Here is a 26,300-nt window from a genome sequence, read left to right on the forward strand (position 1 = left end):
AGCAGGCGGGCGGCCCTCACGCGGCCTGCTCGTGCCGGGGAGCGGGGGCCTTGCCCGCGTCGCCGGCCCTGTCGGCCCTATCGGCCCCGCCTGCCTCGGCGGTGGCCGCTGCCTCGGCCGCCGTCTCAGCCGCGGCCTCGGCCCGCACGGACGCCGGCTGCCAGCCCGGCCCGCGGAACACCCTCCCCAGCCGTTCCTTCCAGTCACGCGCCGCGCGCAGGTCGCGGGCGATGGCGGCGTACTCGTGGGTGGCGACGCGCAGCGGGTTGTAGGTGTCGATGTTCTTGGTCAGCCCGTAGACCGGCCGCTCGCCCTCGGGGACGAAGGACCCGAAGAGCCGGTCCCAGACGATGAGGATCCCACCGAAGTTGCGGTCCAGGTAGCCGCCCTGCGAGGCGTGGTGGACACGGTGGTGGGAGGCCGTGTTCAGCACGTACTCGACGGGCCGGGGCAGCTTGCGCACCCGCTCGGTGTGCACCCAGAACTGGTAGACGAGGTTGGCGGACGAGCAGAAGGCCAGCGCGGCCGGATGCACGCCCACGGCGATCATCGGCAGGTAGAAGGGCCACACGGTCAGCGTCGTCCAGGGCTGGCGCAGCGCGGTCGTGAGGTTGAACTTCCGGCTGGAGTGGTGCACCACGTGGCAGGCCCACAGGATCCTGATGACGTGGTGGCCGCGGTGCGACCAGTAGTAGAAGAAGTCCTGCACCAGGAGCATCAGCGGCAGCGTCCACCACAGCACGGGGACGCGCAGCGGCGTGAGCTCGTAGAGGGCGGTGTAGACGGCGACGATCGGAATCTTCCACAGCGCATCGAAGACGAGACTGCCGGCGCCCATTCCGATACTGGTCGCCGCGTCCTTGGCCTCGTAGCCCGCGTCACCGCTCTCCTCGGCGGGATGCAGCCGGTAGCTCACCAGCTCCAGCGCGGTGAGCAGGAGGAAGGCGGGTATGGACCACAGCACGACATCGGGAAGGTGCGGCATGGGCGCACGATAGACACGTCATCAGCCGTGCCGCTAGGGGTAGTTACCCATCGGTATGAAATCGTGTTACCGAGGGTTCGAAGCAAGAGAGGGATCACCGGGCCGCTGCGGGAACGGACACCCCCGTCAAGGGCGTGGAGCTCTTCTCACCCGGGCGTCTCGACATCCGCCCGGGCCGTGGTGTCTTCCTCGGCTGACGCCTCGCGCCCCCGCCCGCTCCCCTCGCTGTCAGTACGCCCCCGTATTCTCTGTGACCATGCTCGAAGACCAGACCACCGCCGACACTCCGACTCCGTGGCCGGCCGCGTATCCCGAGGGATATGCGGTCGTCGACGTGGAGACCACCGGGCTCGCCCGGGACGACCGGATAGTGTCGGCGGCGGTCTACCAGCTGGACGCCCGCGGGCAGGTCGAGGACCACTGGTACACGCTGGTCAACCCCGAGCGGGACCCCGGGCCCGTGTGGATCCACGGGCTGACGACGGCCGTGCTCTCCTCCGCGCCTCTCTTCCCCGAGATCGCGGACGAGTTCGCCAAGCGCCTCGCGGGCCGCGTCCTCGTGGCGCACAACGCCGCCTTCGACTGGTCGATGATCGCCCGTGAGTACGCCCGCGCGAAGGCCACCGCCCCGGTGCGGCAGCGGCTGTGCACGATCGCGCTCTCCAAGGAGCTGCAGCTGCCGCTGCCCAATCACAAGCTGGAGTCGCTCGCGGCGCACTACGGCGTCGTGCAGCAGCGTGCTCACCACGCGCTCGATGACGCCCGTGTGCTCGCCGAGGCGTTCCGGCCGAGCCTGCAGCTGGCGGCCGAGGCAAATCTGCGGCTGCCGCTGCTCGCCTGCCAGCCCCTCACGGAGTGGTCCGACGGGCCGGCGGCAACCCCCCGCTCTTCGGGATATATCGGGCATCAGCGTTCATACGGCTCGTCCAACAGCTGGCGGCCCAGCCGTAAGCGGCCCGCCTGCCCGTATCCCAACCCCGGGCGGTACAAAGAGGGCGAACAGCTCATTCAGGGCATGCGGGTGGCGTTCTCGGGCGACACCTCCATCGACCGCGAGCTGCTGGAGGACCGCGCCATCGAGGCGGGGCTGCACATCGCCACCAGCGTCTCCCGCCTCACGAGCGTGCTGGTCACCAATGATCCCGGCTCCCCGACGACCAAGACCTCCAAGGCGCGCTCCTTCGGCACCCCGGTGATCGACGAGGCGGTCTTCGTCCAGCTGCTCTCCCACGTGCTCCCGGCGCCCGGCGGCCCCAAGAGCTGAGGGAAGCCACCCGCTGCTCCCGGGGCGAACCGGGCCAGGTACCGTCAAATGCGTGTACCGCTTCCTGTTGTCCCGGCAGTGGGTGATCCTCACCCTCGTGGGGCTCGTCCTCATCCCGGTGATGATCAAACTGGGCTTCTGGCAGTTCCACCGCCACGAGCACCGGGTCGCGCGCAACGACTTCGTCGCCCGCAGCCTCGCCGCCGACCCCGTGCCGGTCACCGAGCTGTCCGAGCCCGGCAAGGACGTCTCCGACGACGTCTGGCGCCGGGTCACCGCGAGCGGCACCTTCGACACCAAGGGCGAGGTCGTCGTCCGGCTGCGCACCGACGCCGACGGCAAGTCCGGCTACATGGTCCTCACCCCGCTCCTGCTGGCCGACGGGCGGGCCGTCCTCGTCAACCGCGGCTGGATCCCCTCCACCGGCGATCTGACGAAGTTCCCCGAGGTCCCCGCCCCGCCCGCCGGCAGGGTCACCGTCACCGGCCGGCTGCGCGCCGACGAGACCGACTCCAGCGGCATCAAGGACACCCGCGGCCTGCCGCCCCGTCAGGTCATGCGCATCAACAGCGAGCGTCAGGCCGAGGCCCTGCACCGCCCCGTCCTCGGCGGCTACATCGAGCTCACCGACCCGGACCCCGGCGACAAGGGCCCCGAGCCCGTGGCCGCCCCGGACCACGACAGCATCGGCCCGCACATGGCGTACGCCGTCCAGTGGTGGCTGTTCACCGCCTTCGTGCCCGTCGGCTGGATCATCCTCGTCCGCCGCGAGCGCCGCGACCGCGCCGCCGGGGCCGCGGACGCCACCGGCGCACAGCCCGCGGTCGCCCGTACAGCCGCCACCCCGGAGTAGCCGCCCCGCCCCGGGGGAAGACGCAGCCCGTGGCACGCATCGAGGACTACGCGCTCATCGGCGATCTGCAGACCTCCGCCCTGGTCGGCCGTGACGGCTCGATCGACTGGCTCTGTCTGCCCCGCTTCGACTCCGCCGCCTGCTTCGCCGCCCTCCTCGGCGACGAGGACAACGGCCACTGGCGGCTGGCCCCCACGAGCGCCGGCCCCGGCACTCCGTGCACCCGCCGCTCCTACCTCCCAAACTCCCTCGTCCTCGAAACCGTCTGGGAGACGGCCACCGGCACCGCCAAAGTCACCGACTTCATGCCCCAGCGCGACCGCGCCCCCGACGTCGTCCGCATCGTCGAGGGCGTCTCCGGCAGCGTCGACATGCTCGGCGTCCTCCGTCTGCGCTTCGACTACGGCAGCGTCGTGCCGTGGATACGGCGCGCCGACGGCCACCGCGTCGCCGTCGCCGGGCCCGACTCCGCCTGGCTGCGCAGCGAGCCCCCCGTCAAGACCTATGGCCGCGACTTCAGCACCCGCTCCGAATTCACCGTCTCCACCGGCGACAAGACCGCCTTCGTCCTCACCTGGCACCCCTCCCACCAGCCGCGCCCCGACCTCGTCGACCCCCACGAATCCCTGCGCCACAGCCTGGAGGACTGGCGCGAGTGGGCCGGCCGCTGCCGCTACCGCGGCCCCCACCGCGAAGCCGTCGTCCGCTCCCTCATCACCCTCAAGGCGCTCACCTACGCCCCCACCGGAGGCATCGCCGCCGCCGGCACCACCTCCCTCCCCGAGGAGATCGGCGGCGTCCGCAACTGGGACTACCGCTACTGCTGGCTGCGCGACTCCACGCTCACCCTCGGCGCCCTCCTCTCCGCAGGCTACGGCGACGAGGCCGCCGCCTGGCGCGCCTGGCTCCTGCGCGCCGCCGCCGGCGACCCCGCCGACCTGCAGGTCATGTACGGCCTCGGCGGCGAGCGCCGGCTGACCGAACACGAGCTCCCCTGGCTCTCCGGCTACGAGCGCTCCGCCCCCGTCCGCGTCGGCAACAGCGCCGTCAAACAGCTCCAGCTCGACGTCTACGGCGAGGTCATGGACTCCCTCCACCTCACCCGCAGCTGGGGCCTGCCCGCCAAGCCCCACGAGTGGAAGCTCCAGCGCTCCCTGATGGAGCACATCAAGAACCACTGGCACGAGCCCGACGAGGGCATCTGGGAGATCCGCAGCCCCCGCCGCCACTTCGTCCACTCCAAGGTCATGGCCTGGGTGGCCGCCGACCGCGCCGTCCGAGCCCTCGAAGCCGACCCCGGCCTGGACGGCGACATCGACGGCTGGCGGGCCATGCGCGACGAAGTCCACCGCGAGGTCTGCGAACGCGGCTACGACGCCGAGCGCGGCACCTTCACCCAGTCCTACGGCTCGCAGGAGCTCGACGCCGCCACCCTCCTGATCCCCCGCGTCGGCTTCCTCCCGCCCGACGACCCCCGGGTGACCGGCACCGTCGACGCGATCCGCCGCGAGCTGGACCACGGCGGCCTGGTCCGCCGCTACAGCACCGACGGAAAACCCATGGACGGCCTCCCCGGCAACGAGGGCGCCTTCCTGGCCTGCTCCTTCTGGCTGGCCGACGCCCTGCACATGACCGGGCGCACCGAGGAGGCCCGCGCCCTGTTCGAGCGCCTGCTCTCCCTCCGCAGCGACGTGGGCCTGCTGGCCGAGGAATACGACCCCCAGGCCCTGCGCCATCTGGGCAACTACCCTCAGGCATTCAGCCACATCGGCCTCGTGAACACGGCCCTCACGCTCTTCCCTCGGCAAGACTGAGGTCATGGATCTTGGGCTGAGGGACCGGGTGTACGTCCTCACCGGAGCAACGAGGGGCCTCGGCAGGGCCACGGCGGAAGAGCTCGTGGCCGACGGGGCGAACGTGGTCGTCACCGGCCGCACCGAGCAGTCCGCGGCCGCCGCCGCCGCGGCACTGGGCCCCCGCGCGCTCGGCGCGGCCGCCGACAACGCGGACCCCACGGCCGCCGACCGCCTGATCACCGCCGCCAGGGACCGCTTCGGCCGCTTCGACGGCATCCTCATCAGCGTGGGAGGCCCACCCGCGGGCGGCGCGGCCGACGTCACCGACGACCAGTGGCACCGCGCAGTCGACACGATCTTCCTCGGTGCGATCCGCATGGCCCGCACGGCAGCGGCCGCGCTCCCCCCGGGAGGCGTGATCGCCTTCGTCCTGTCGGCATCGGTCCACGAACCGATCCCGGGCCTCACCATCTCCAACGCCCTGCGCCCGGGCCTGGCGGGCTTCGCGAAATCCCTTTCCCGGGAACTGGGCCCCAGAGGCATCCGGGTCGCAGGTCTCCTCCCGCACCGCATCGACACGGACAGAGTCAGAGAACTGGACGCCCGCTCAACCGACCCGGAACAAGCCCGGAAGAGCCACACCGCCCAGATCCCCCTGGGCCGCTACGGCACCCCCGCCGAATTCGGCAAGACAGCGGCCTTCCTCCTCTCCCCCGCGGCCTCGTACCTCACCGGCGTGATGCTCCCGGTGGACGGCGGCGCCCGCCACGGCTTCTGACGGACGGACCCCTGCCCCGGAGGCCCCGGCCCCGCACCCCCACCGACCCCCACCGGCCCGCACTCAACCGACCCGCTCAGCCCGGTGCCGCACGGCCCGCAACCGCACCTCCACCGGCAACCGCCCCACCCCCGCCGAAACCCGCGCATGCTCCAGCGCCTCCCCGTCCAGCCGCGACAGCGCCGCCGCCGGCGACGCATGGGGCGCCAGCGTCAGCCCCACCCACGCCTCCGGCGCCGTCCGCCGCCCGAGCAGCGTGACAAGCGCATGCTCCACCCCCTCCAGCGCCTCGGCCTCCGCACAGACCGCCTCCTCCAGCGCCCGCCCCCGCAGAACCGCCTCCTCACCGTCCCCGCTGTCCACGACCAGCTCCCTCAGGCGCCGCCGCCGCAGCTGCGCCAGCAGCCACCACAGCGCCAGCAGGACCACCACACCCAGCCCGGCGATGACCGCGGGCCACCACCACCCCTCGCCACGCCACTTCGTCTGCGCGGCCCGGCTCAGCAGCACGTCCCGCGGCCCGTCGAACGGCCAGGCCGACGGCAGGGGCAACCCCCACCGCCGCCGCAGATCGAACGCCCCGACGAGAACGGCCGCGCCGACCCCGGCCAGAATCAACCCGACGACGCCCACCAGCACCCGATTGACGGCTTTCACCGCTTCACCGGCCGACTCACCCGCACCGACACCCCGGGCTCACGCGCAAGCCCCAACTTCCGCACCCCCTCGGCAATCACCGCATCCACATCCGCCCGTACGTCGTCCAGATCCCGGAAGTGGGACCGGGCCCGCACCGTCACCCGGCGCCGGCCGACGCCGACCCGTACCGACTGCACCCCCGCCACCTCCATGGCCCGGTCCCGCAGCACCAGCGCCGCGGCCCGCCGGTCGATGCCGGCCCTGAGGTCCGCACGGTCGCGCCGCATGGGCAGGACGGCCCGCAGCCCGGGCGTGAGGGCGAGCACGACGAGCCACACCCCCGCCACCACGGCCGCACAGGCGATGACGACGACCCACCCGTCCTCCAGGGGCCGCGTGGCCAGCTCGTGCGCGAGCCTCCGCCGCCACCCCATGGCGGGCCGGTGCGCGCGGACGGCCGCCACGTCGTACAGGAAGAGACCGGCCGCCCCCAGCACCACCGCCGCCACCAGAAACGCGGGCACCCGCCGCACGGACCAGAACCTGCTCCCGCTCACCGCACCCGCTCCCGCCCCGCCGACACCGTGTGCACGGAGTGCAGCCGCTCCACCGTGACCGCCACCTCCGGCACCTCCATCCCCACCAGTGCCCGCACCCGCTCGGCGATCCGCCGCCGCACGGCACCGCACTGCGCGCCGATGTCGGAGGGATAGCCCAGCTCGACGGCGACGCGTACGCGGGCGGTGTCCTCGTGCACGGCGACCGTGGCGTACGGCGGAGCGAACTCCGCACCCCTTGCGGCAGCCCCGCCCACCGAGGTCCCGCCCACCGAAGTCCCACTCGCCGAAGCCCCGGCCAACGCCTCCCGAGCCGCCTGCGAAGCGATCTTCGCGACGACACGATCGGCGATCCGGGTAGCACCGCGCTCAGCGGCCTCCACCACCGACCGTCACCCCCTCACGCACCGCATGCCGGGCCCGTACGTCACCGCCGCCGCCCCTCCCGGTCCCGGTCCCGGGTCCGGAAGAACTCCCCCGGATCCAGGTCCCCGTCCAGGAAGCGGCCCACCACGAACCCGACCGCACCCAGGGCAGCCACGAGCAGAAAGGCTCCGAACCCGCCGAAGTACCCGGCGAACCCGAGCGCCAAGCCGGCGATCATGCCGGCCACGGCCATGCTCATCGTGCGCTCCTCTACTGGAGCCTCGGCTCCGGCTCTTCCTCTTCCTCGTCGGGCAGCTTCACGTCACTGACGGCGATGTTGACCTCGACGACTTCGAGGCCGGTCATGCGTTCCACCGCCGCAATGACGTTTTCCCGCACGGAGCGGGCGACATCCGCGATCGCCACCCCGTAGTCCACGACGATCTCCAGGTCGAGCGCCGTCTGAACCTCACCGACCTCGGCCTTCACACCCCGGGCGACGGACCTGCTGCCGCCGGGGACCCGGTCCCGGACGGCCCCGAAGGTGCGGGAGAGGCCGCTGCCCATCGCGTGGACGCCGAGGACGTCACGGGCCGCGAGCCCGGCGATCTTCTCCACGACCCCGTCGGCGATGGTGGTGCGGCCACGGTCGGCCGGGGCGGTCGGAACGGTCTCCTTGCCGCTTACGGTCTCGCTCATCGTCCATTCGCCTCTTTCACGTGGAAGGAAAACGTCATGGCTGACGGGGCCGCCGCGCCCTGCAGGACGCCCCTACGGGCTCCTTTTGCCACCTTAGGTGCGCTTCACCCGTACCGCTCGGGGGATCCGGGGAAAACGGCCGGAGCGAACCGCTGTCCGAGTGAGCCGCCCGTCCGGAACGCGCCGGGTGGGGCAGGCTGAAGGCGAGGGGGCGGCGAAGGCCTGCCCCACAGGGCTGAGGGGTGACCGTGGTGGCCGCGGACCAGTGGGCACAGACCGTACGGCGGCAACTCGCACTCGGCAGGCTGCTCCCGCTGGGCGGCGCGGCGGACGGCGCCTGGATCACGGAGTCGGCGGCCGCGGGCGTACTGCGCCGTGCGGCGCACGCCGCGCTCCCGGCGGTGCGCCTGGAAGCGGTCCGCATCGCCCTGGTGAACCCGGACTCCCCGCCGGCGGTGCCGCCGCCCCCGAGCGCGCTCCCGCCGGGGCCGCTGCGCATCGAGGCGGACTGCGCGACGACGGCGGAGGTCCCGTTCCCGGAGACGGCGGCCCGGCTGCGGGCGGTGCTGGGGCGGTGCGCCGCGGAGCGGATCGGCCTGCGCGTCGAGTCGGTCGACCTCCGTCTGACGGAGCTGCTGGACGCGGAACCGCCACCCCGGACGGCGGACCCGACTCCACCCCAGGCCCAGGCCCAGACTCAGACTCAACAAGACCCCCTGACCCGGGCCGTCCTCGCCGTCCCGGGCGTCGCCCGCCTGACGCTCCGCCACCGTGACGGCCACGTCCAAGCGGACATCGCCGTCACGTCGGACCACCGCCCGCTGGATGTCGCACGAGCCGTCCGCACGGCGGTGGCCCGGGCATCGACACAGGTCACCACCCCGCCGTCCACGATTTCTGTCATGGTCACAGCGATATAATCCCCGCCTGTTTGATCAAGGGGGAGAAAGACTCATGGCGCTGAGACAGCTGATGGCCTTCGGCGGCAACACCTGGCTGGGAGGCGTACGCCACGCCCGCCGCCACGCCAACAGCATCTTCGCCACCGCCGGCCCCGGCCGCACCACCGACCCGTCCATAGGCCGTGTCCAGGCGGCACGGGCCGTCGTCGGAGCCCTCACCACGTTCGGGCTGATATCCGTCTACGGCGTCGACGGCGGCTGGAGCGCGGTGTTCGAGGACGGGGTCACCAAGCTGTTCGTGGCGCCGCTGGTCCTGCTGCTCGTCGGCCCGCTCGTCATCGCCGGCTTCATCTGGTACGTGCCGCCGCAGCACCGCCCGGTGCTGCGCTCACGGCTCCGGTACCCGCTCAAGGCCATCGGCTGGTACCTGGGCATACCGCTCGGCACGATCGCCGGATACGCGATCGTGGCCCTGCTGCTCAAGGCCACGCAAGGGATCTTCGTCGCCCAGGCGGTCATCTCCCTGTTCGTCCTCGTCGTGGCCCTGCCGTTCACGATCTGGGCGGCGGCCTTCCTGTTCTTCTCCTCCGGCGCCGCCGCCCGTTACGCCTTCAACACGGCCGATGTGCACGCCGCACTGCCGGCCGTCCTCACGGCGGTCCTCGTGTGGGTGCTGAACATCGTCCAGCTCGGAGACGGCCTGCCGAACGGGCCGCTGGCCGTGCAGATAGCCGCCTTCCTCGGCGGACCCCTGTCCGTCACGGCCGTCTCCGTCTGGGAGCTGCACGTGCTGCGCACCCGCCACAACGTCCGCGTCCGCGGCTGAGACACAGAGGGCTCAGACGCAGGGGGCTCAGACGCAGAGGGCTCAGACGCAGAGGGCTTAAAGGGGGACCTGGGACCCGGAACCTACTCCCCCAGCCCCGCCAGATCCCGCAGCCGCCGCCCCTGCGCGGCCCGCTCGGCCGCGCGCTGGTCGTCGTACGTCCGGCCGGCCGCGCCGCGCAGCAGTGCCTTGGTCTCGACGACGGCGTCCCGCGGCGCGGCGAGGACGGCCGCGGCGAGGTCCTGGACGGCGGCGTCGAGCTCGCCCGCGGGCACGACCAGGTTGGCGAGGCCGGTGCGCTCGGCCTCCTCGGCGTGCACGAAGCGCCCCGTGGCGCAGATCTCCAGCGCACGGGCGTAGCCGACGAGGGAGACCAGCGGCTGGGTGCCGCCGAGGTCCGGCACCAGGCCCAGGCTGGGCTCGCGCATGGCGAACTGCACGTCCTCGGCGCAGACCCGCAGGTCGCAGGCGAGGGCGAGCTGGAAGCCGGCGCCTATGGCATGGCCCTGGACGGCGGCGATGGAGACGATGTCGTTCCGTCGCCACCAGGTGAAGGCGGACTGGTACGCGGAGATCTCGGCGTCGAGCGCCTCGTCGCTCCCGCGGGCCAGGTCGATGAACGAGGGCTCGCCCTCGAAGCCCTCGGGGGTGAAGGCCTGCCGGTCGAGACCGGCCGAGAAGGACTTGCCCTCCCCGCGCAGCACGACGATCCGCACGCTGCCCGGCAGCAGCCGTCCGGTTTCGGCCAGCGCACGCCAGAGGGCGGGCGACTGGGCATTGCGCTTGGCGGGGTTGGTGAGGGTGACGGTGGCCACCGCGTCATCCACGGTGAGCCGTACGCCGTCCTGGTCGAGCAGAGTCTTGGGGGTAGTCACAGGGTCTCCGATCGGACTACTGCACAGTAGGTGACTGCACAGTAACCACCCGGTCGACTGCTCGACCGACCGGGTGGCACTGTCCACACTGTCGGTTGCCCTGGGGTGCGCGGGGCGTCAGGCCGAGGCGGCCTTCTTGCCGCGCGTCGCTCCGCCGCGACCCCGGAGGATCACGCCGGATTCACTGAGCATCCGATGAACGAAGCCGTAGGAGCGGCCGGTCTCTTCGGCCAGCGCCCTGATGCTCGCACCGGAGTCGTACTTCTTCTTCAGGTCTGCCGCGAGCTTCTCGCGCGCGGCGCCGGTTACCCGGCTGCCCTTCTTCAGAGTCTCGGCCACCCGTGCCTCCTCATGGGAGATGCGCCTCTTGACTCTCATGATCACCCCTATACGGCCTCCTGGCCACCCATTCGACAAGGTCCATGAGAAGTCCACGGCCCTCGGGGGCCCTGAAATCGGGCGTCGACGGCCCTCGGAACAGAAAATTCCGAACGGGCGCGCTCGTACGGCCGTACGGGTGGCGTAGCGAAGGGGCAGGTCAGACGGGGCACTCCCGACCGGTGGTGCGAACGCCCCGGCGCATGGCACTGGTCGTGCGCCGGGGCAGCGGGCGGCAGCGGGGTACGAGCCGCTCTCACTCAGATGAAGGATCACCCGTCGGCCGAATGATCGGGACGGCACCGATCACGGCCGGTACGGGGCCGGGCCGGGCGGGGCCGGGCAGGTGCCGGGCGGGCCCGGCCGGGCCGGGGTCAGGCGAGGGCGACCAGGTCCGCGTAGTCCGGGCCCCAGAGGTCCTCGACGCCGTCCGGCAGCAGGATGATGCGCTCCGGCTCCAGCGCGTCGACGGCGCCCTCGTCGTGGGTCACCAGCACCACCGCGCCCTTGTAGGTGCGCAGCGCGCCCAGGATCTCCTCGCGGCTGGCGGGGTCGAGGTTGTTGGTGGGCTCGTCCAGGAGCAGCACGTTGGCGGAGGAGACGACCAGGGTGGCCAGGGCCAGCCGGGTCTTCTCGCCGCCGGAGAGCACGCCCGCGGGCTTGTCGACGTCGTCGCCGGAGAACAGGAAGGAGCCCAGCGTCTTGCGGACCTCGACGAGGTCGAGGTCGGGCGCGGACGAGCGCATGTTCTCCAGGACCGTGCGGTCCGGGTCGAGCGTCTCGTGCTCCTGGGCGTAGTAGCCGAGCTTGAGGCCGTGACCGGGGGTGACCGCGCCGGTGTCGGGCTTCTCGGCGCCGGCGAGCAGCCGCAGCAGCGTGGTCTTGCCCGCGCCGTTGAGGCCGAGGATGACGACGCGCGAGCCCTTGTCGATGGCCAGGTCGACGTCGGTGAAGATCTCCAGGGAGCCGTAGGACTTCGACAGGCCCTCGGCGGTGAGCGGCGTCTTGCCGCAGGGCGCGGGCTCGGGGAAGCGGAGCTTGGCGACCTTGTCGGAGACGCGGACCTCGTCCAGGCCCTTCAGCAGCCGCTCGGCGCGCTTGGCCATGTTCTGCGCGGCGACGGTCTTGGTGGCCTTGGCGCGCATCTTGTCGGCCTGCGAGTTGAGGGCCGCGGCCTTCTTCTCGGCGTTCTGGCGCTCGCGCTTGCGGCGCTTCTCGTCGGCCTCGCGCTGCTGCTGGTAGAGCTTCCAGCCCATGTTGTAGACGTCGATATGGGCGCGGTTGGCGTCCAGGTAGAAGACCTTGTTGACGACCGTCTCGACGAGGTCCACGTCGTGGGAGATCACGATGAAGCCGCCGCGGTACGTCTTGAGGTAGTCCCGCAGCCAGGCGATGGAGTCGGCGTCGAGGTGGTTGGTGGGCTCGTCCAGCAGCAGGATGTCGGCGTCGGAGAAGAGGATCCGGGCCAGCTCGACGCGGCGGCGCTGACCGCCGGAGAGGGTGTGCAGGGGCTGGCCGAGGATGCGGTCGGGCAGGCCGAGGGCGGCCGCGATGGTGGCGGCCTCCGCCTCGGCCGCATAGCCGCCCTTGGTGAGGAACTCGGTCTCCAGGCGGGCGTACTTCTTCATCGCGTTGTCGCGCGTGGCGCCCTTGCCGTTGGCCATGCGGTCCTCGTTCTCCCGCATCTTGCGCAGGACGGTGTCGAGGCCGCGGGCGGAGAGGATGCGGTCGCGGGCGAGCACGTCGAGGTCGCCGGTGCGCGGGTCCTGCGGAAGGTAGCCGACCTCGCCGGAGCGGCTGATCGTGCCGCCGGCGGGCATGCCCTCGCCGGCCAGGCACTTGGTGAGAGTGGTCTTGCCCGCACCGTTGCGGCCGACGAGGCCGATGCGGTCGCCCCTGGCGATGCGGAAGGAAGCGTTCTCGATGAGGATGCGGGCGCCGGCGCGCAGCTCGATGCCGGAGGCGGTGATCACGGGGGATTACTCCAGGGCGTGGTGGACGGCGGTGGGGACGGGGGTGAACTCGGCTGCGCTCGGGCGCGCCCCTGCGGGCGCGGGCGACGGGCGGCCGGCGCCGTCTAATGCACGAGGAGGAATGCCATACCCATCAGTCTAACGGGGAAGTGCAACCGTGATTCCGGGGCCGCCGGGCCGTCCCGTGGCGCCCCGGCCCCCCGTATCCGGGTCCGCGGCCGTTACGCGCCAGGTCAACCGCGCCGGGTCAGGCGAAGGGCCCCGCCTCGGAGACCGCGGCGATGCAGGACGTCCACGGCGCCCCGGGAGCGCAGTGCCGCGCGATCAGCAGGACGCCGGCGCGGTGGGCCGTGCGGGCCGGGTCGAAGGCGCAGCCGGGTCCCGCCTCGCGGTGCCACCGGAGACCGCCGTCGCCGGGCCCGTAGGCGGTGATCAGCTGCGGGGTGACGACGGCCACAGCGCCCGGCTGCGGGCCGAGGAGGTGGAGGGCGGCGAGGCGCGCGGGCCGGGCGGCAGCGCCCGGGACGCCGCGGTGCCAGACGGAGAGGGCGCCGTCGTGCAGGGCGGTGCCGGTGACGAGGCCGTCGTCCCAGAGGGCGAGGGCGCGGTCGCGGGCGGTGCGGGCCTGGAGCGGGCGGTGGCCCGTGCGGGCGTACGTCCAGCGGCGGGCGCCGGTGGCCGGGTCGTAGGCCTCCAGGCCGTCCGGGGCGAGGTGCAACCGGGCGGGGGCGTCCGCTGCGCCGCGGGCGTGCCGGGCGGCGGGGTGCACGGTGAGCCGGTCGCCGAAGGGGGCGGGGCGGGCGTGGTGGGCGGCGGCCAGGAACAGGGCCAGGAGCGCGGTGGCGAGGAGGAGCGCGAGGGAGGCCGGGGAGGGTGTGCCGCGGCCGTTGTGCACCGTGTCCGCCGTCGCCATGGGGGCACTCCTTCCGTACCGTTTGTCCTGGATATCCGGGCACCGCCGGCCGGCCCCGCCGACACGCCGGACCAGGCACTCCCGCAATAGCCACATATGGGGCGATTCGCCGATACTCAGGAATGGGAAGGCGGTGGGCGCATGCAGTTCGACGACGACGCGGGGCTGGACACCTCCCAGGTCCAGGACGAGCGCGGGAGCCGGATCCCGGGCGGCGGGGTGACCATCGGGGGCGGCATCGTCGGGCTGGTCGCCCTCGTCCTCGGGCTGTTCTTCGGCATCGGCCCGCAGGAGCTCGGGCTCACCTCCGAGCCGGCGCCGGGCGGCACCGCGAGGAGCGACGCCCAGGTCGGCCGGGACTGCAGGACGGGCCAGGACGCCAACGCCCGCGAGGACTGCCGGATCGTCGCCGTGGTCAACAGCGCCCAGTCCTTCTGGAGCCAGGAGTTCGCCCGCCGCTCGGCCGCGTACACCCCGGCGTCGACCGTCTTCTTCACCGGCCAGGTCCGTACGGCCTGCGGGGCCGCGTCCTCGGCCGTGGGGCCCTTCTACTGCCCGGCCGACCGGAAGGTCTACCTCGACCTCGGGTTCTTCAACGAGCTGCGGACGAAGTTCGGGGCGAGCGGCGGCCCGTTCGCGCAGGCCTACGTCGTCGCGCACGAGTACGGGCACCACGTCCAGAACCTGATGGGCACGCTCGGCCGCTCCGAGGACCGCCGCACGGGCGCCGGGAGCAACGCCGTCAAGGTCGAGCTGCAGGCCGACTGCTACGCGGGGGTCTGGGCCCGGCACGCGACGACGACGCCCGAGAAGTCCACGGGGCGGCCGCTCGTCAAGCAGCTGACCAAGGCGGACATCGACGACGGCCTGTCGGCGGCGGCGGCCGTCGGCGACGACCGCATCCAGGAGAAGTTCCAGGGCCGGGTGACCCCGGAGAGCTGGACGCACGGCTCGGCCGCGCAGCGGCAGCAGTGGTTCAACACGGGGTACAGCACGGGGGACATGGCCCGGTGCAACACCTTCCGCTGACCGGCACCACCGACCGATACCGCTGACCGGTTCCGCCGACCGATACCGCCGACGAGGAGTGACTTCGGATGACAGGCACACACACGCCGAGCATCTACCCCACGCTGCTCTACCGCGACGCGAAGGCGGCGATCGCCCAGCTCACCAAGGCGTTCGGCTTCACCCGGGCCGCCCTGTACGAGAGCCAGGACGGCACGGTCCTGCACGCCGAACTCGCCTACGGGAACGGCAGGGTGATGATCGGTTCGAAGGGCCGGGTGGGGGTGTTCGCCGAGGCCATGCGCGAGAGCGGGCCGGTGGGCGTCTACGTCGTGGTCGAGGACACCGACGCGCACTTCCGGAAGGCCGAGAAGAGCGGGGTGGAGATCCTGATGCCGCCGACGGACCAGGAGTACGGCTCGCGGGACTACATGGCGCGGGACCTGGAGGGGAACGTGTGGAGCTTCGGGACGTACGTCCCGGCGGGGTGAGCCCGGCGCGACCCACGGGAGCCGGCCGGGCTCCGGACTCCTAGGCTCCGCCCGTGTGGACCTGGAAAGCCGCCTTGCGGACGGCCTTGGCCAGGGCCGGATCCGGATGCGCCGCCGCCAGGGCGACCAGCACCTGCACCGTGCGCGGGTGCCCCACCGCCCGCACCTCCTCCAGCAGCCCCGGCACCGTGCCCTGCACCGCCGAGTCGAGATGCCGCACCAGCAGCCGGCTCTCCCCGTGGTCGGCGACGGCCGCGGCGGTGTCCACCCACAGCCAGGTGGCCTCCTCGCGGGTGAGCACCTCGGTGGCCTGCTCGGGGTCGCGCCCCTCGTGCTCGGCGAGCCACAGCAGGGCGTAGGGCCGCAGGCAGGGCTCGTCGACCACGGCCCGCACCGCCGGCTCCGCGGCCGCGCCGACCGCGCGCAGGGCCTCGAAGGCCAGGCCCCGTACGAGGGCGTCGTCGCCGCGGGCGGCGTCGAGGAGCTCGCTGAGGGCGCTGCCGGCGGGACGGGCGGCGAGCCAGGCGCGGTACTCGGCGCGGGCCGGGCCCGGGGTGAGGTCGGCGCAGCCGCGCAGCATGGCCTCGGCGGACAGCTCGATGTTGCCCGCGGGGCTCTGGGCGGCGACGCAGATCTGCTCCAGCTTGACCCACACCGCCCAGTTGCCGAGCGGGGTCAGCACGGCCTCGGCACCGGGCCCGGTGCCGCCGGGCACGACGAGGGCGCCGACGGAGGCGAGCCCTTCGAGCGCCCAGGCCAGCAGTTCCTCCAGGGGGTCCTCGTCGGTGGGCGCGGACCGGGCCGGGGGCACCGGCTGGGTACCGTACGGCACTTCGCAGCGCTCGGCGCGGATCTCGGCGACCCGCTGCTGGAGCAGGTCGAGGAGCATCGCGACGGCGACGGGCCCGGCCGACAGGTGCATGACGGACAGCAGCTGCGGCGCGGCCTCGACGACCTCGGCGGCCACCGTCGCGTCGGTGCCCGCGGGCGCGGGGTGGGCGAGGGACCAGGCGTCGAAGAGGGCGACCCAGCCGCGCAGGACGGCGCCGTCGTCGCGGTCCCACGCCTGCAGGCGCCAGCCGGGACGGGCGGTGCCGCCGTGGAGCTCGACGAGCCCGGCGAGGCGGGCGTGGTCCCAGTCGGTGCGCGCCTGGTGGGGCGTCAGACGCAGGGCCGCGGCGGCCCGCTCGGCCGTCTCCGCGGAGAGCCCGCCGGTGGTGCCGGGGCGCAGGGTGGCGCCGCGGCCGCGCTCGTCGGCCGCCCAGCGGGCCACGCGGACCGCGCCGGTGAGACAGTTTCTGGCCTGCCGGGCCAGCTCCGCCGGTGCCGGTGTGCCGGCGGGCGGGCGGGGTGCCGGGCGGGAGCCTCGGTTCGCCACGGCCCGGCGGGCAGCGGCGATCGGCTGTCGGGGGACAAGTCTGAGCCGGGAGTCGCGCGGAGTACGGGACGTCACAGGAGCAGTCTTGCCGCTGCCGCTCCGAAAACCCAATCGGAATCAATTGTCCGGTCGTCCGTCATTCACTTCCTGCCGCTGGATCAGGGCTGCTTGGAGGCTGTAAGGGCGTCACATCAGGGGGATGAGGAACCTCCGCAGGGCCTCCTCGTAGCGCCTCGGGGCGGCATTCCACATCGCGGCGTGCGGGGCCCGGCGGACGGTGTGCAGGACGATCAGATCGGGGCGGCCGGCCGCGAGTTCGCGTGACGTGTGCCACGGTGCGACGGTGTCGTCGGGGCCGTGGGCGAGGAGCACGGGCACGCTCAGCCGGGCCGGGTCCCGGACCCGGTCCAGCCCGCCGGGGGCCATTCCGGTCCGGCCGCGGGCGGCGTGCAGGGCGAGCGGGAGCAGCGGGGCGGGCACGCCGCGGGCGGCGGCCAGGGAGTGCAGGGCGGCCGGCCAGTCGAGCACGGGCGAATCCATGACCAGGCCACTGATGTGCGGGCGCAGGGCGGGGTCGGTGGCGGCCAGCAGCGCCATGGTGGCGCCGGTGGACCAGCCGTGGAGGACGATGCGGCGGGCGCCCTGGGCCACGGCGTAGCGGACGGCAGCGGCGAGATCGTGCCATTCGGCGAGCCCGAAACGGCTTATTCCGTCCGGTGGCCGGGGGGCTCCGGGGTCGCCCCGGTAGGCGAGGTCGAGGACCGGCAGCCGCAGGCCGTGCAGGAACGGCATGACGACCATGGGGTGCTCGCGGGTGGCGCCCAGGCCGTGCACGGTGATCACCCAGGTGTCGCGGGCCGCGGGCAGGAACCAGGCGGGCAGCGGGCCGAGCTCGCCGGGGACCACGACGTCGGCGTGGTCGAGGCCGAGGGCGTCGCGGGGGTTCCCGGCGTGCAGCTGCGGGGTCAGCCACACCCGGTCGCCGGGCTCGGGCACGCCGCGCGTGACGCGCTCCAGGCGGCGTACGACGCCGTCGGCGGCGTGCGGGACGTCGTGGACGACGGGGCCGACGACGGCGTGCAGGCCGCTGCCGGTGAGCCCGTAGGTGCCGGGGCGCAGCGAGGCCTGGTCGCGGGTGAGGGTGATGCAGTCGCCGTCGACGGCGTGGACGGCGAGCCGCGGCTGGTCGGGCGGGGGCCCGCCGGGGACGGCCCGGAGGACTGTATCGGAGGCGTACCGGCCGGCCGCGAGGGCGGCTGCGCCGGCACCGATCACTGTGACGGCGGCCACGGCTGCCGTGGTCCGTATGCCCATGCTCTCCAGTGTGGGCGGCCGGGGCGACACCGGCCAGTGGACGGCGCGGGGCGCCTGCGGCGGGCACTCTGCCCGTCGGCCTCTTGCCCCGCCGGCCTCTTGCCCCGCCGGCCTCTTGCCCCGCCGGCCTCTTGTCCCGCCGCCGCGGCGGGGGTCCACTGCGTGGCGGAGGTCACAGTCGGGTGGCCGGGCGCCTACGGGCTCCCGTAGCCGCGGAGTTTTTCCTTGGCTCGTTCGGCCTGGGCAGGGGTGAGGAGGGTGGGCGCGCGGCCGGGGACCGAGGATGCGGTGAGCCAGACCCGGCACATCCACTCCAGCTGGGCGGTGCGGTCGTAGGCCTGGTCGAGGCTCGCGCCGTAAGTGAGGGTTCCGTGGTTGCGCAGGAGGCAGCCGGTGCGGCCGGTCAGGGCCTCCAGGGCGTGCTCGGCCAGCTCCTCGCTGCCGTAGAGGGCGTAGGGGGCGACCCGGACCGGCCCGCCGAGGGCGCCGGCCATGTAGTGGATCAGGGGGAGCTCGTCGACGAGGGTGGAGACGGCCGTGGCGTGCACGGCGTGCGTGTGCACGATCGCGGCGGCGCCGGTGGCCCGGTAGACCGCGAGGTGCAGGGGGAGCTCGCTGGTGGGGGCCAGATCGCCCAGGAGCGGGCGGCCCTCCGGATCGACGGCGACCACGTCGCGCGGGGTCAGCCGGTCGTAAGGGATGCCGCTCGGGGTGACGACGACCACGTCCCCGACCCGCGCGGAGACATTGCCCGAGGTGCCCACCACGAGGCCGTCGGCCGTGGTGCGCCGGGCGGTCGCCACGACGTCGGCCCATGCCCGGCGGATCTCTTCGCTCTCTCTCATCCGTCCCTCCATCCGTCCCCCGCCTCCGGTTCGCGTCACTGATCGATCCGATCCAGTTCACCTTCCGTTCACCCAAGGTATTTACGGTCCACGCTGTACTGACCATCGAGCTGATTGCCTGGGTGAATGGAACACATCACGCTTCTCATCGGGATCGTGATCGTCACGGCCTTGGTGTTCGACTTTACGAACGGCTTCCACGACACGGCCAACGCCATGGCCACCACCATCTCCACCGGCGCCCTCAAGCCCAAGACCGCGGTGGCGATGTCGGCGGTCCTGAACCTCGTCGGGGCGTTCCTGTCCGTCGAGGTGGCCAAGACCATCTCCGGGGGAATCATCGATGAGACCGCCGGCATCAGACCCGAAGTGATCTTCGCGGGCCTGGTCGGCGCCATCGTCTGGAACCTGCTGACCTGGCTCGCCGGGCTCCCCTCCAGCTCCTCGCACGCCCTCTTCGGCGGTCTGATCGGTGCGACGGTCGTCGCCGTCGGCTTCGACGCGGTCAACACCGACAAGGTCGTCATGAAGGTCCTGATCCCGGCCGTCGCCGCGCCGCTCGTGGCCGGCATCGCCGCCTGGTGCGCGACCCGCCTCACCTACCGGCTCGCCAAGGGCCGTGACGAGCGCGACACCGCCAAGGGCTACCGCGCCGGCCAGATCGCCTCGGCCGCCCTGGTCTCCCTCGCCCACGGCACCAACGACGCCCAGAAGACGATGGGCGTGATCACCCTCGCCCTCGTCGCCGGCGGCGTCGTCGCCCCGCACTCCGACCCGCCGATGTGGGTCATCGTCTCCGCGGGCCTGGCCATCGCGCTCGGTACGTACCTGGGCGGCTGGCGCATCATCCAGACCCTCGGCAAGGGCCTCACCGACATCAAGCCCGCCCAGGGCTTCGCCGCGCAGACCGGCGCCGCGACCGTGATCCTCGCCTCCTCGCACATCGGCTTCGCCCTCTCCACCACCCAGGTCTGCTCCGGCTCGATCATGGGCGCCGGCCTCGGCCGCAAGGGCGGCGTCGTGCGCTGGTCGACCGCCGGCCGCATGGTCATGGCCTGGGGCCTGACGCTGCCCGCCGCGGGCCTGGTCGCCGGTGGCGCCGCCCTCCTCGCCGACCAGGGCGACTGGGGCGTCGCGGCGGTCGCCGTCCTCGGCCTGGCCGTCTCCGGCGCGATCTGGCTGGCCTCGCGCCGCAAGCCCGTCACCCACGGCGACCTGGACTCGCGCGACGCCGTCGCCGACGCCGAGCCGGCCGGTGTCGTCACCGCGGCCCTGCAGGCCGTCGCCCCGCCGCCGGCCGGTCCGCTGGCCGCCGCGGTCTCCCCCTCCCCCGAGGCCGGGCGGGCTCCTGCCGCCGCCGCGGCGGGCTAAGGCTTAAGGAAGAAACAGCATGCACATCGACTGGGCAGCCCTCGGCCAGGTCTTCGGCGTCAGCCTCGTGGTGACGGTCGGACTGGTGGGCATCTTCACCCTCGGCATCGTCGGCACGTCGCCCCGTACGGGGGGCTCGGCGGACTCGGGTACGGGTGCGGGTACGGGTACGCTCGCGCGCTCCGGTGCGTACGTGTGCTTCGCACTGTGCGCGGCGGCCGTGGGTTACGGCATCTACCTGATCGTGGCGTAAGCCCCGCGATCCGATCCGATTCGATCCGCCCGGCCGGGATCCCTACGGGGGTCCCGGCCGGTGTCGTACCCGCGGGCGGGGCCGGGCGGAGGAGCCCGGCGACCCCGGAACCACCGGAATCACACGCTCCCGTTGCCGCGCGACAGACCCCCGCCGCAACGGCGAACAACCACCGCGGCGGAGCCCGGCGGTGCCCGGCGGTGCCATGCCGACCGGCAAGCCCGGCGCCGCCGGGAACGCAGGGCGCCGCCGGCGCGCGCCGTGCGCACTCCCCGCAGGTCAGGAGTGAGTTGACGGCGCCCGCGGCGCATGGTGGACTTCCGGAGCCAAACGGCGACAGCAGAGGAAGCCGGTGTGAATCCGGCGCGGTCCCGCCACTGTCACCGGGGAGCGTCTCCCCACGCGATGCCACGGCGGCGAGCCGGAAGGCCGGGGCGGCGCGGATCCGGGAGCCAGGAGACTCTGGTCGCCGGTCACGTCGAGCCAGGGCGCGGACCCTGAGTGAGGACACATCCATGCCCGGCGCCCGCCGTCGAACGCCCCGCACACTCCCCTCCCCCCGCCGAGGCGTGACGGCGGTCTGATCCGATGCGTGCCGATCCGATCGGTTTCGCGTGCGGCGCCGCCCTCGGCTTCCTCGGTGACCGCGTCCTGGGCGACCCCCGCCGCGGCCACCCCGTGGCCGCGTTCGGCCGCGCCGCCCACGCCGTAGAGCAGCGCCTGTGGCGCGACCACCGCGGCCACGGTGCCGTGCACGCCCTGCTGTGCGCGGGCGGCGCCGCCGCCGGGGCCGCGCTGCTGGCGCGCGCCGCTCGCACGTCCCGCCCCGCCGGCATCGCCCTGACCGCCGCCGCCACCTGGGCGGTGCTCGGCGGCACTTCCCTGGGCCGTGAGGCCCGCGCCATCGGGGGCGCGCTCGCCGTCGGCGACGTGGACGTCGCCCGCGAGCGCCTGCCGCACCTGTGCGGGCGCGACCCGCAGGCCCTGGACGGGCAGCAGATCGCGCGCGCCGTCGTGGAATCCGTGGCCGAGAACACCTCCGACGCCGTCGTCGGCGCGCTGGTGTGGGGCGCCCTCGGGGGCGTGCCCGGCCTGGTGGCCTTCCGGGCCGTGAACACGCTGGACGCCATGGTGGGCCACAAGTCCCCCCGCTACCGCCGTTTCGGCTGGGCCGCGGCCCGTCTCGACGACGTCGCCGGCTGGCCCGGCGCCCGCCTCACCGCGGCCCTCGCCGTCCTCGCGGGCCCGGACCCGCGCGGCGCCTGGCGGGTGGCCCGGCGGGACGCCTCCCGCCACCCCAGCCCCAACGCGGGCCCCGTGGAGGCCTCGTTCGCCGGGGCCCTCGGCGTGCGGCTCGGCGGCACTCTCGCGTACGCGGGCCGCGTCGAGCACCGGCCCGTGCTGGGCGCGGAGAACCGCCCGGTGGCGACGGACGACATCGAGCGCGCGGTACGCCTCTCGCGCCGGGTGTCCCTGCTGGCCCTGGGAACGACGGTTGCGGCCCGCACAGTGGGCAGTCTGTTCATGACCGCAAGGAGGAACCGGTGACGGCTGACAGGAGCGGGCCGGCGGGCCCGCTGGGCGGGGGCCTGCTGGTGGCCGGCACCACCTCGGACGCCGGCAAGAGCGTGGTGACGGCCGGCATCTGCCGCTGGCTGTCCCGCAAGGGCGTCAAGGTCGCGCCGTTCAAGGCGCAGAACATGTCGCTCAATTCGTTCGTGACGCGTGAGGGCGCGGAGATAGGCCGGGCGCAGGCCATGCAGGCGGCCGCTGCCCGCGTGGAGCCGAGCGCCCTGATGAACCCCGTGCTGCTCAAGCCGGGCGGCGACCGCAGCAGCCAGGTCGTGCTGATGGGCAAGCCGGTGGGCGAGCTCAGTGCGCGCGGCTATCACGCGGGGCGCCAGGAGCAGTTGTTCGGCACGGTGACGGAGTGCCTGGAGGAGCTGCGGCGCACGCACGACGCGGTGATCTGCGAGGGCGCCGGCAGCCCGGCCGAGATCAACCTGCGGCGCAGCGACATCGTCAACATGGGCATCGCCCGGGCGGCCCGGCTGCCCGTGGTCGTGGTCGGCGACATCGACCGCGGCGGCGTCTTCGCGTCCTTCTTCGGCACGACCGCCCTGCTCTCGCCCGAGGACCAGGAGCTGATAGCGGGTTACGTCGTCAACAAGTTCCGGGGCGACGTGACGCTGCTGGAGCCCGGCCTGGACATGCTGTACGAGCTGACGGGCCGTCGGACGTACGGCGTCCTGCCGTTCGCGCACGGCCTCGGCATCGACGAGGAGGACGGCCTGCGCGTCTCGCTGCGCGGCGCCGTACGCGAGTCGGTGGTGGCGCCGCCGCACGGGGCGGACGTGCTGCGGGTCGCGGTGTGCGCGGTGCCGCTGATGTCCAACTTCACGGACGTGGACGCGCTGGCGGCCGAGCCGGGCGTCGTCGTCCGCTTCGTCGACCGCGCGGAGGAGCTCGCCGACGCGGACCTGGTGGTCGTACCGGGGACGCGCGGGACGGTGCGGGCGCTGGCCTGGCTGCGCGAGCGCGGGCTCGCGGACGCGCTCGCGCGCCGCGCGGCGGAGGGCCGCCCGGTGCTGGGCATCTGCGGCGGCTTCCAGGTGCTGGGCGAGCGCATCGAGGACGAGGTGGAGTCCCGGGCCGGCGTGGTCGAGGGGCTGGGGCTGCTGCCCGTACGCATCCGCTTCGCAGCGGAGAAGACCCTGGCAAGGCCGGTGGGCACGGCCCTGGGCGAACCGGTCGAGGGCTACGAGATCCACCACGGCGTGGCCGATGTCCGCGGTGGCGACGAGCCGTTCCTCGACGGCTGCCGCGTCGGCGCCGTGTGGGGCACGCACTGGCACGGTTCGCTGGAGAGCGACGGCTTCCGGCGGGCGTTCCTGCGGCGCGTCGCGGAGGCGGCGGGCCGGGCGTTCGTCCCGGCGCCGGACACGAGCTTCGCGGCGCTGCGCGAGGAACAGCTCGACCGGCTGGGCGATCTGATCGAGGAACACGCGGACACGGACGCGCTGCTGCGGCTGATCGAGGACGGAGTCCCCCCGGGGGTCCCGTTCATACCGCCGGGTGCACCGGCTCCGCTCGCGCGGAACGACAACACAGGGGGTACCCGTTGACGGCCTCGGCCACCTATCCGTTCACCGCGGTCGTCGGCATGGACGACATGCGGCTGGGCCTGTTGCTCAACGCGATCTCGCCGTCGATCGGCGGAGTGCTCGTACGAGGTGAGAAGGGCACGGCCAAGACGACGACGGTACGGGCCCTGTCGGCGCTGCTGCCGCAGGTCGTGACGGTGCCCGGCTGCCGGTTCTCCTGCGATCCCGCCGCCCCCGACGCCACCTGCCCGGACGGTCCGCACACGGGCGGGGAGGGCGACGCCCGCCCGGCGCGCATGGTCGAGCTGCCCGTCGGCGCGTCCGAGGACCGGCTCGTCGGGGCGCTCGACATCGAGCGGGCGCTGGGCGAGGGCGTGAAGGCCTTCGAGCCGGGCCTGCTGGCCGCCGCGCACCGCGGTGTCCTCTACGTCGACGAGGTCAATCTGCTCGGGGACCATCTGGTCGACGCACTCCTCGACGCGGCGGCGACCGGCGCCTCCTACGTAGAGCGTGAGGGAGTGTCGGTCCGTCACGCGTCCCGCTTCCTCCTCGTCGGCACCATGAACCCCGAAGAGGGCGAGCTGCGCCCCCAGCTCCTGGACCGCTTCGGCCTGACCGTCGAGGTCGCGGCCTCGCGCGAGACCGACGAGCGCGTCGAGGTCGTGCGCCGCCGCCTGGCCTACGACGAGGACCCGGCCGCGTTCGCCGCCAAGTGGGCCGCCGAGGAGGAGACGCTGCGCGAGCGGATCGCCGCCGCCCGCGCGCTGCTGCCGTCCGTACGGCTGGGCGACGGCGCGCTGCGCCGGATCGCCGCCGTGTGCGCGGGCTTCGAGGTGGACGGCATGCGCGCGGACATCGTGACCGCGCGCACCGCGACCGCGCTCGCCGCGTGGGCGGGCCGCACGGACGTGACGACGGCGGACGTACGGCAGGCGGCGCTGCTGTCGCTGCCGCACCGGCGCCGGCGCAACCCCTTCGACGCGCCGGGTCTGGACGAGGACAAGCTCGACGAGATCCTGAACGGCTTCGAGGACGACGAGCCGGAGCCCGAGCCGGACCCGGAGCCCGAGGGCCCGGACGACGGCGGCCCCGAGGGCGGCCCCGAAGGCGGCGGTCCCGACGGCGGCGGGCAGCCCCCGCAGGACGCCACGGGCCCCGACGGCGCCCCCGACGTCCCGCAGCAGCGGCAGGAGCCGGAGTCCACCGGCCCCGAGCCCGCCTCCCCCGAGAGCCCGGACGCCCCCGAGTCCGCCCCCGCCCGCGGGGAGGCCCCCGAGGCCCCGGCCGTCGCCGCCGCCGACCCCTTCCGCACCCGGAAGTTCGACGTCCCCGGCCTCGGCGAGGGTGCCGACGGCCGCCGTTCGCGGGCGCGGACGGCGCACGGCCGGACGACCGGCGCGCGCCGCCCCCGCGGCGCCCTGTCCAAGCTCCACCTGGCCGCCACGGTCCAGGCCGCCGCCCCGCACCAGCGGGCGCGCGGGCGCAGCGGCGCCGGGCTCGTCGTCCGCCGTGACGACCTGCGGGAGGCGGTGCGCGAGGGCCGCGAGGGCAATCTGGTGCTGTTCGTCGTGGACGCCTCCGGCTCCATGGCCGCCCGCAAGCGGATGAGCGCCGTCAAGGGCGCGGTGCTGTCCCTGCTGCTGGACGCGTACCAGCGCCGGGACAAGATCGGCATGGTCACCTTCCGGGGCTCCGGCGCGGACGTGGCGCTGCCGCCGACGTCCTCGGTGGACGCGGGCGCGGCACGGCTGGAGAAGCTGCCGACCGGCGGGCGCACGCCGCTGGCGGCGGGCCTGCTGCAGGCGCACGAGGTGCTGCGCGTGGAGCGCCTGCGCGACCCGTCCCGGCGCCCGCTGCTGGTCGTGGTCACCGACGGCCGGGCGACCGGCGGCCCGGAGCCGCTGGCCCGGGCGGCGCGCGCCGCCCGGCTGCTGGCCGGCGAGGGCACGGCGTCGGTGGTCGTGGACTGCGAGCAGGGGCCGGTACGCCTCGGGCTCGCCGCCGAGCTGGGCCGGGAGCTGCGCGGCCCGGTCGTCACGCTGGACGAGCTGCGCGCGGACAGCGTCTCCGCGCTCGTACGCACCGTACGGACCGCACACACCAGGAAGGCCGCGTAATGCCCCAGGGACAGCCGACCGTCGTTCCCGACGACGGACTCACCACGCGCCAGCGCCGCAACCGGCCGCTGGTCTTCGTCCACACCGGCATCGGCAAGGGCAAGTCCACGGCGGCCTTCGGCCTGGCGCTGCGGGCGTGGAACCAGGGCTGGCCGGTCGGGGTGTTCCAGTTCGTGAAGTCGGCGAAGTGGAAGGTCGGCGAGGAGAACGCGCTGCGGGTGCTCGGTGCGTCGGGCGAGGGCGGCACGGTCGGCTGGCACAAGATGGGCGAGGGCTGGTCGTGGATCCAGCGCGACCCCAAGGACGGCGAGCAGAGCAACGAGGACAAGGCGCGCGAGGGCTGGGAGCAGGTCAAGCGCGACCTGGCGGCCGAGACGTACAAGCTGTACGTGCTGGACGAGTTCGCCTACCCCCTGCACTGGGGGTGGATCGACACGGACGAGGTGATCGAGGTGCTGCGCAACCGCCCCGGCACCCAGCACGTGGTGATCACGGGCCGCAACGCCCCGCAGGCGCTCGTCGAATTCGCCGACCTGGTCACCGACATGTCCAAGGTCAAGCACCCGATGGACACCGGCCAGAAGGGCCAGCGGGGCATCGAGTGGTGAGCATCAA

At 73.7% G+C, this 26,300-nt stretch carries 26 protein-coding genes, 1 pseudogene and 1 riboswitch; of the genes and pseudogenes, 14 read left to right on the top strand and 13 right to left on the bottom strand.

The features are described from left to right. Positions 1–16 precede the first annotated feature (16 nt). Positions 17–985: a sterol desaturase family protein gene (locus tag IE241_RS22180; protein WP_190023560.1), complete on the bottom strand. Its 969-nt coding sequence runs from the start codon at positions 983–985 to the stop codon at positions 17–19. A 256-nt stretch (positions 986–1,241) separates the two neighbouring features. Between IE241_RS22180 and IE241_RS22185 the strand changes: the two genes are divergently transcribed. From IE241_RS22185 to IE241_RS22200, 4 genes are read left to right on the top strand one after another with little or no spacing between them, the layout of a single operon-like run. After that, positions 1,242–2,249 carry a DEDDh family exonuclease gene (locus IE241_RS22185; RefSeq protein WP_190023561.1) on the top strand — a complete coding sequence of 336 codons (1,008 nt, stop codon included), beginning with the start codon at positions 1,242–1,244 and terminating at the stop codon, positions 2,247–2,249. Between the two features lie 52 nt (positions 2,250–2,301). Further along, the gene (locus tag IE241_RS22190) at positions 2,302–3,102 is read left to right on the top strand and encodes an SURF1 family cytochrome oxidase biogenesis protein (RefSeq protein ID WP_190023562.1); all 801 of its coding nucleotides are present in this window, start codon (positions 2,302–2,304) and stop codon (positions 3,100–3,102) included. Positions 3,103–3,131: 29 nt separating this feature from the next. Then, a complete protein-coding gene (locus IE241_RS22195) occupies positions 3,132–4,916 on the top strand; it encodes a glycoside hydrolase family 15 protein (RefSeq protein ID WP_190023563.1) in 1,785 nt (594 codons plus the stop codon). Positions 4,917–4,920: 4 nt separating this feature from the next. Continuing rightward, a complete protein-coding gene (locus IE241_RS22200) occupies positions 4,921–5,676 on the top strand; it encodes an SDR family oxidoreductase (RefSeq protein WP_190023564.1) in 756 nt (251 codons plus the stop codon). Between the two features lie 63 nt (positions 5,677–5,739). Here IE241_RS22200 and amaP read toward each other — a convergent pair whose 3' ends face one another. From amaP to IE241_RS22225, 5 genes and pseudogenes are all read right to left on the bottom strand, one after another. Beyond that, the gene (amaP, locus tag IE241_RS22205; RefSeq protein ID WP_229899647.1) at positions 5,740–6,333 is read right to left on the bottom strand and encodes an alkaline shock response membrane anchor protein AmaP; all 594 of its coding nucleotides are present in this window, start codon (positions 6,331–6,333) and stop codon (positions 5,740–5,742) included. Then, a pseudogene (locus IE241_RS22210) lies at positions 6,330–6,974 on the bottom strand (DUF6286 domain-containing protein); the annotation flags it as partial. The gene amaP and the pseudogene IE241_RS22210, both read right to left, overlap by 4 nt. Next, on the bottom strand, positions 6,869–7,255 hold the full coding sequence (locus IE241_RS22215) for an Asp23/Gls24 family envelope stress response protein (protein ID WP_190023805.1): 387 nt from the start codon (positions 7,253–7,255) through the stop codon (positions 6,869–6,871). The gene IE241_RS22215 and the pseudogene IE241_RS22210, both read right to left, overlap by 106 nt. A 44-nt stretch (positions 7,256–7,299) precedes the next feature. Beyond that, on the bottom strand, positions 7,300–7,497 hold the full coding sequence (locus IE241_RS22220; RefSeq protein ID WP_190023565.1) for a hypothetical protein: 198 nt from the start codon (positions 7,495–7,497) through the stop codon (positions 7,300–7,302). Between the two features lie 11 nt (positions 7,498–7,508). Then, entirely contained in the window at positions 7,509–7,937 is a 429-nt protein-coding gene (locus IE241_RS22225; protein WP_190023566.1) for an Asp23/Gls24 family envelope stress response protein, read from the bottom strand. Between the two features lie 248 nt (positions 7,938–8,185). Here IE241_RS22225 and IE241_RS22230 point away from each other — a divergent pair, with 248 nt between their 5' ends. Both IE241_RS22230 and IE241_RS22235 read left to right on the top strand, forming a co-directional pair. Continuing rightward, entirely contained in the window at positions 8,186–8,857 is a 672-nt protein-coding gene (locus tag IE241_RS22230; RefSeq protein ID WP_308433735.1) for a nucleopolyhedrovirus P10 family protein, read from the top strand. 34 nt (positions 8,858–8,891) lie between these two features. Beyond that, positions 8,892–9,665, top strand: a complete 774-nt coding sequence (locus IE241_RS22235) for a hypothetical protein (protein ID WP_190023567.1) — start codon at positions 8,892–8,894, stop codon at positions 9,663–9,665. Between the two features lie 83 nt (positions 9,666–9,748). Here the strand turns inward: IE241_RS22235 and IE241_RS22240 are convergent, their stop codons facing one another. The 4 genes from IE241_RS22240 to IE241_RS22255 all read right to left on the bottom strand — a co-directional run bounded on the left by IE241_RS22240 (position 9,749) and on the right by IE241_RS22255 (position 13,804). Then, positions 9,749–10,540: an enoyl-CoA hydratase/isomerase family protein gene (locus IE241_RS22240; protein WP_190023568.1), complete on the bottom strand. Its 792-nt coding sequence runs from the start codon at positions 10,538–10,540 to the stop codon at positions 9,749–9,751. A gap of 117 nt (positions 10,541–10,657) precedes the next feature. Then, on the bottom strand, positions 10,658–10,879 hold the full coding sequence (locus IE241_RS22245) for a helix-turn-helix domain-containing protein (RefSeq protein ID WP_030366669.1): 222 nt from the start codon (positions 10,877–10,879) through the stop codon (positions 10,658–10,660). Positions 10,880–11,292: 413 nt separating this feature from the next. Further along, the gene (locus IE241_RS22250) at positions 11,293–12,891 is read right to left on the bottom strand and encodes an ABC-F family ATP-binding cassette domain-containing protein (RefSeq protein WP_190023569.1); all 1,599 of its coding nucleotides are present in this window, start codon (positions 12,889–12,891) and stop codon (positions 11,293–11,295) included. A 247-nt stretch (positions 12,892–13,138) separates the two neighbouring features. Then, a complete protein-coding gene (locus tag IE241_RS22255; protein ID WP_190023570.1) occupies positions 13,139–13,804 on the bottom strand; it encodes a hypothetical protein in 666 nt (221 codons plus the stop codon). 141 nt (positions 13,805–13,945) lie between these two features. Here IE241_RS22255 and ypfJ point away from each other — a divergent pair, with 141 nt between their 5' ends. Together ypfJ and IE241_RS22265 are read left to right on the top strand one after the other, a co-directional pair. Next, the gene (ypfJ, locus tag IE241_RS22260) at positions 13,946–14,833 is read left to right on the top strand and encodes a KPN_02809 family neutral zinc metallopeptidase (RefSeq protein ID WP_190023571.1); all 888 of its coding nucleotides are present in this window, start codon (positions 13,946–13,948) and stop codon (positions 14,831–14,833) included. A gap of 68 nt (positions 14,834–14,901) precedes the next feature. Next, complete coding sequence (locus IE241_RS22265; RefSeq protein WP_190023572.1) at positions 14,902–15,303, top strand: VOC family protein; 402 nt, start codon at positions 14,902–14,904, stop codon at positions 15,301–15,303. Between the two features lie 40 nt (positions 15,304–15,343). Here the strand turns inward: IE241_RS22265 and IE241_RS22270 are convergent, their stop codons facing one another. The 3 genes from IE241_RS22270 to IE241_RS22280 form a co-directional block, all read right to left on the bottom strand. Beyond that, a complete protein-coding gene (locus IE241_RS22270) occupies positions 15,344–16,756 on the bottom strand; it encodes a hypothetical protein (protein WP_190023573.1) in 1,413 nt (470 codons plus the stop codon). Between the two features lie 111 nt (positions 16,757–16,867). Then, the gene (locus tag IE241_RS22275; RefSeq protein WP_190023574.1) at positions 16,868–17,995 is read right to left on the bottom strand and encodes an alpha/beta hydrolase; all 1,128 of its coding nucleotides are present in this window, start codon (positions 17,993–17,995) and stop codon (positions 16,868–16,870) included. A gap of 194 nt (positions 17,996–18,189) precedes the next feature. Continuing rightward, positions 18,190–18,840, bottom strand: a complete 651-nt coding sequence (locus IE241_RS22280; RefSeq protein WP_190023575.1) for a class II aldolase/adducin family protein — start codon at positions 18,838–18,840, stop codon at positions 18,190–18,192. A gap of 126 nt (positions 18,841–18,966) precedes the next feature. On the opposite strand from IE241_RS22280, the gene IE241_RS22285 reads away from it, so the two are divergent. From IE241_RS22285 to cobO, 6 genes are all read left to right on the top strand, one after another. Then, positions 18,967–20,211 (top strand): inorganic phosphate transporter, encoded by a 1,245-nt coding sequence (locus IE241_RS22285; protein WP_190023576.1) that lies wholly within the window; start codon positions 18,967–18,969, stop codon positions 20,209–20,211. 19 nt (positions 20,212–20,230) lie between these two features. Beyond that, positions 20,231–20,464, top strand: coding sequence for a hypothetical protein (locus tag IE241_RS22290; protein WP_190023577.1), 234 nt, complete (start codon positions 20,231–20,233; stop codon positions 20,462–20,464). Between the two features lie 343 nt (positions 20,465–20,807). Next, a riboswitch (cobalamin riboswitch) is annotated at positions 20,808–20,926 on the top strand. 126 nt (positions 20,927–21,052) lie between these two features. Further along, positions 21,053–22,012: a cobalamin biosynthesis protein gene (locus tag IE241_RS22295; protein WP_190023578.1), complete on the top strand. Its 960-nt coding sequence runs from the start codon at positions 21,053–21,055 to the stop codon at positions 22,010–22,012. A gap of 29 nt (positions 22,013–22,041) precedes the next feature. Next, complete coding sequence (locus IE241_RS22300; protein ID WP_190023808.1) at positions 22,042–23,589, top strand: cobyric acid synthase; 1,548 nt, start codon at positions 22,042–22,044, stop codon at positions 23,587–23,589. 38 nt (positions 23,590–23,627) lie between these two features. After that, on the top strand, positions 23,628–25,685 hold the full coding sequence (locus tag IE241_RS22305) for a putative cobaltochelatase (RefSeq protein ID WP_229899693.1): 2,058 nt from the start codon (positions 23,628–23,630) through the stop codon (positions 25,683–25,685). Continuing rightward, entirely contained in the window at positions 25,685–26,293 is a 609-nt protein-coding gene (gene cobO / locus IE241_RS22310) for a cob(I)yrinic acid a,c-diamide adenosyltransferase (protein WP_190023580.1), read from the top strand. Before IE241_RS22305 ends, cobO begins: the two co-directional genes overlap by 1 nt. The last annotated feature ends 7 nt before the right edge of the window (positions 26,294–26,300 follow it).

This window comes from Streptomyces hiroshimensis, from assembly GCF_014650335.1.
In the GTDB taxonomy this organism is placed as follows: Bacteria; Actinomycetota; Actinomycetes; order Streptomycetales; family Streptomycetaceae; genus Streptomyces; species Streptomyces hiroshimensis.

What these genes read in the sequence shown, in the direction of transcription:
- IE241_RS22290 (WP_190023577.1), top strand. Translation starts at nt 20,231, where the DNA reads ATGCACATCGACTGGGCAGCCCTCGGCCAGGTCTTCGGCGTCAGCCTC.
- IE241_RS22295 (WP_190023578.1), top strand. Translation starts at nt 21,053, where the DNA reads ATGCGTGCCGATCCGATCGGTTTCGCGTGCGGCGCCGCCCTCGGCTTC.
- IE241_RS22235 (WP_190023567.1), top strand. Translation starts at nt 8,892, where the DNA reads ATGGCGCTGAGACAGCTGATGGCCTTCGGCGGCAACACCTGGCTGGGA.
- IE241_RS22275 (WP_190023574.1), bottom strand. Translation starts at nt 17,995, where the DNA reads ATGGGCATACGGACCACGGCAGCCGTGGCCGCCGTCACAGTGATCGGT.
- IE241_RS22285 (WP_190023576.1), top strand. Translation starts at nt 18,967, where the DNA reads ATGGAACACATCACGCTTCTCATCGGGATCGTGATCGTCACGGCCTTG.
- IE241_RS22200 (WP_190023564.1), top strand. Translation starts at nt 4,921, where the DNA reads ATGGATCTTGGGCTGAGGGACCGGGTGTACGTCCTCACCGGAGCAACG.
- cobO (WP_190023580.1), top strand. Translation starts at nt 25,685, where the DNA reads ATGCCCCAGGGACAGCCGACCGTCGTTCCCGACGACGGACTCACCACG.
- IE241_RS22185 (WP_190023561.1), top strand. Translation starts at nt 1,242, where the DNA reads ATGCTCGAAGACCAGACCACCGCCGACACTCCGACTCCGTGGCCGGCC.
- IE241_RS22255 (WP_190023570.1), bottom strand. Translation starts at nt 13,804, where the DNA reads ATGGCGACGGCGGACACGGTGCACAACGGCCGCGGCACACCCTCCCCG.
- IE241_RS22265 (WP_190023572.1), top strand. Translation starts at nt 14,902, where the DNA reads ATGACAGGCACACACACGCCGAGCATCTACCCCACGCTGCTCTACCGC.
- IE241_RS22305 (WP_229899693.1), top strand. Translation starts at nt 23,628, where the DNA reads ATGGACGACATGCGGCTGGGCCTGTTGCTCAACGCGATCTCGCCGTCG.
- IE241_RS22180 (WP_190023560.1), bottom strand. Translation starts at nt 985, where the DNA reads ATGCCGCACCTTCCCGATGTCGTGCTGTGGTCCATACCCGCCTTCCTC.
- ypfJ (WP_190023571.1), top strand. Translation starts at nt 13,946, where the DNA reads ATGCAGTTCGACGACGACGCGGGGCTGGACACCTCCCAGGTCCAGGAC.
- IE241_RS22225 (WP_190023566.1), bottom strand. Translation starts at nt 7,937, where the DNA reads ATGAGCGAGACCGTAAGCGGCAAGGAGACCGTTCCGACCGCCCCGGCC.
- IE241_RS22280 (WP_190023575.1), bottom strand. Translation starts at nt 18,840, where the DNA reads ATGAGAGAGAGCGAAGAGATCCGCCGGGCATGGGCCGACGTCGTGGCG.
- IE241_RS22220 (WP_190023565.1), bottom strand. Translation starts at nt 7,497, where the DNA reads ATGAGCATGGCCGTGGCCGGCATGATCGCCGGCTTGGCGCTCGGGTTC.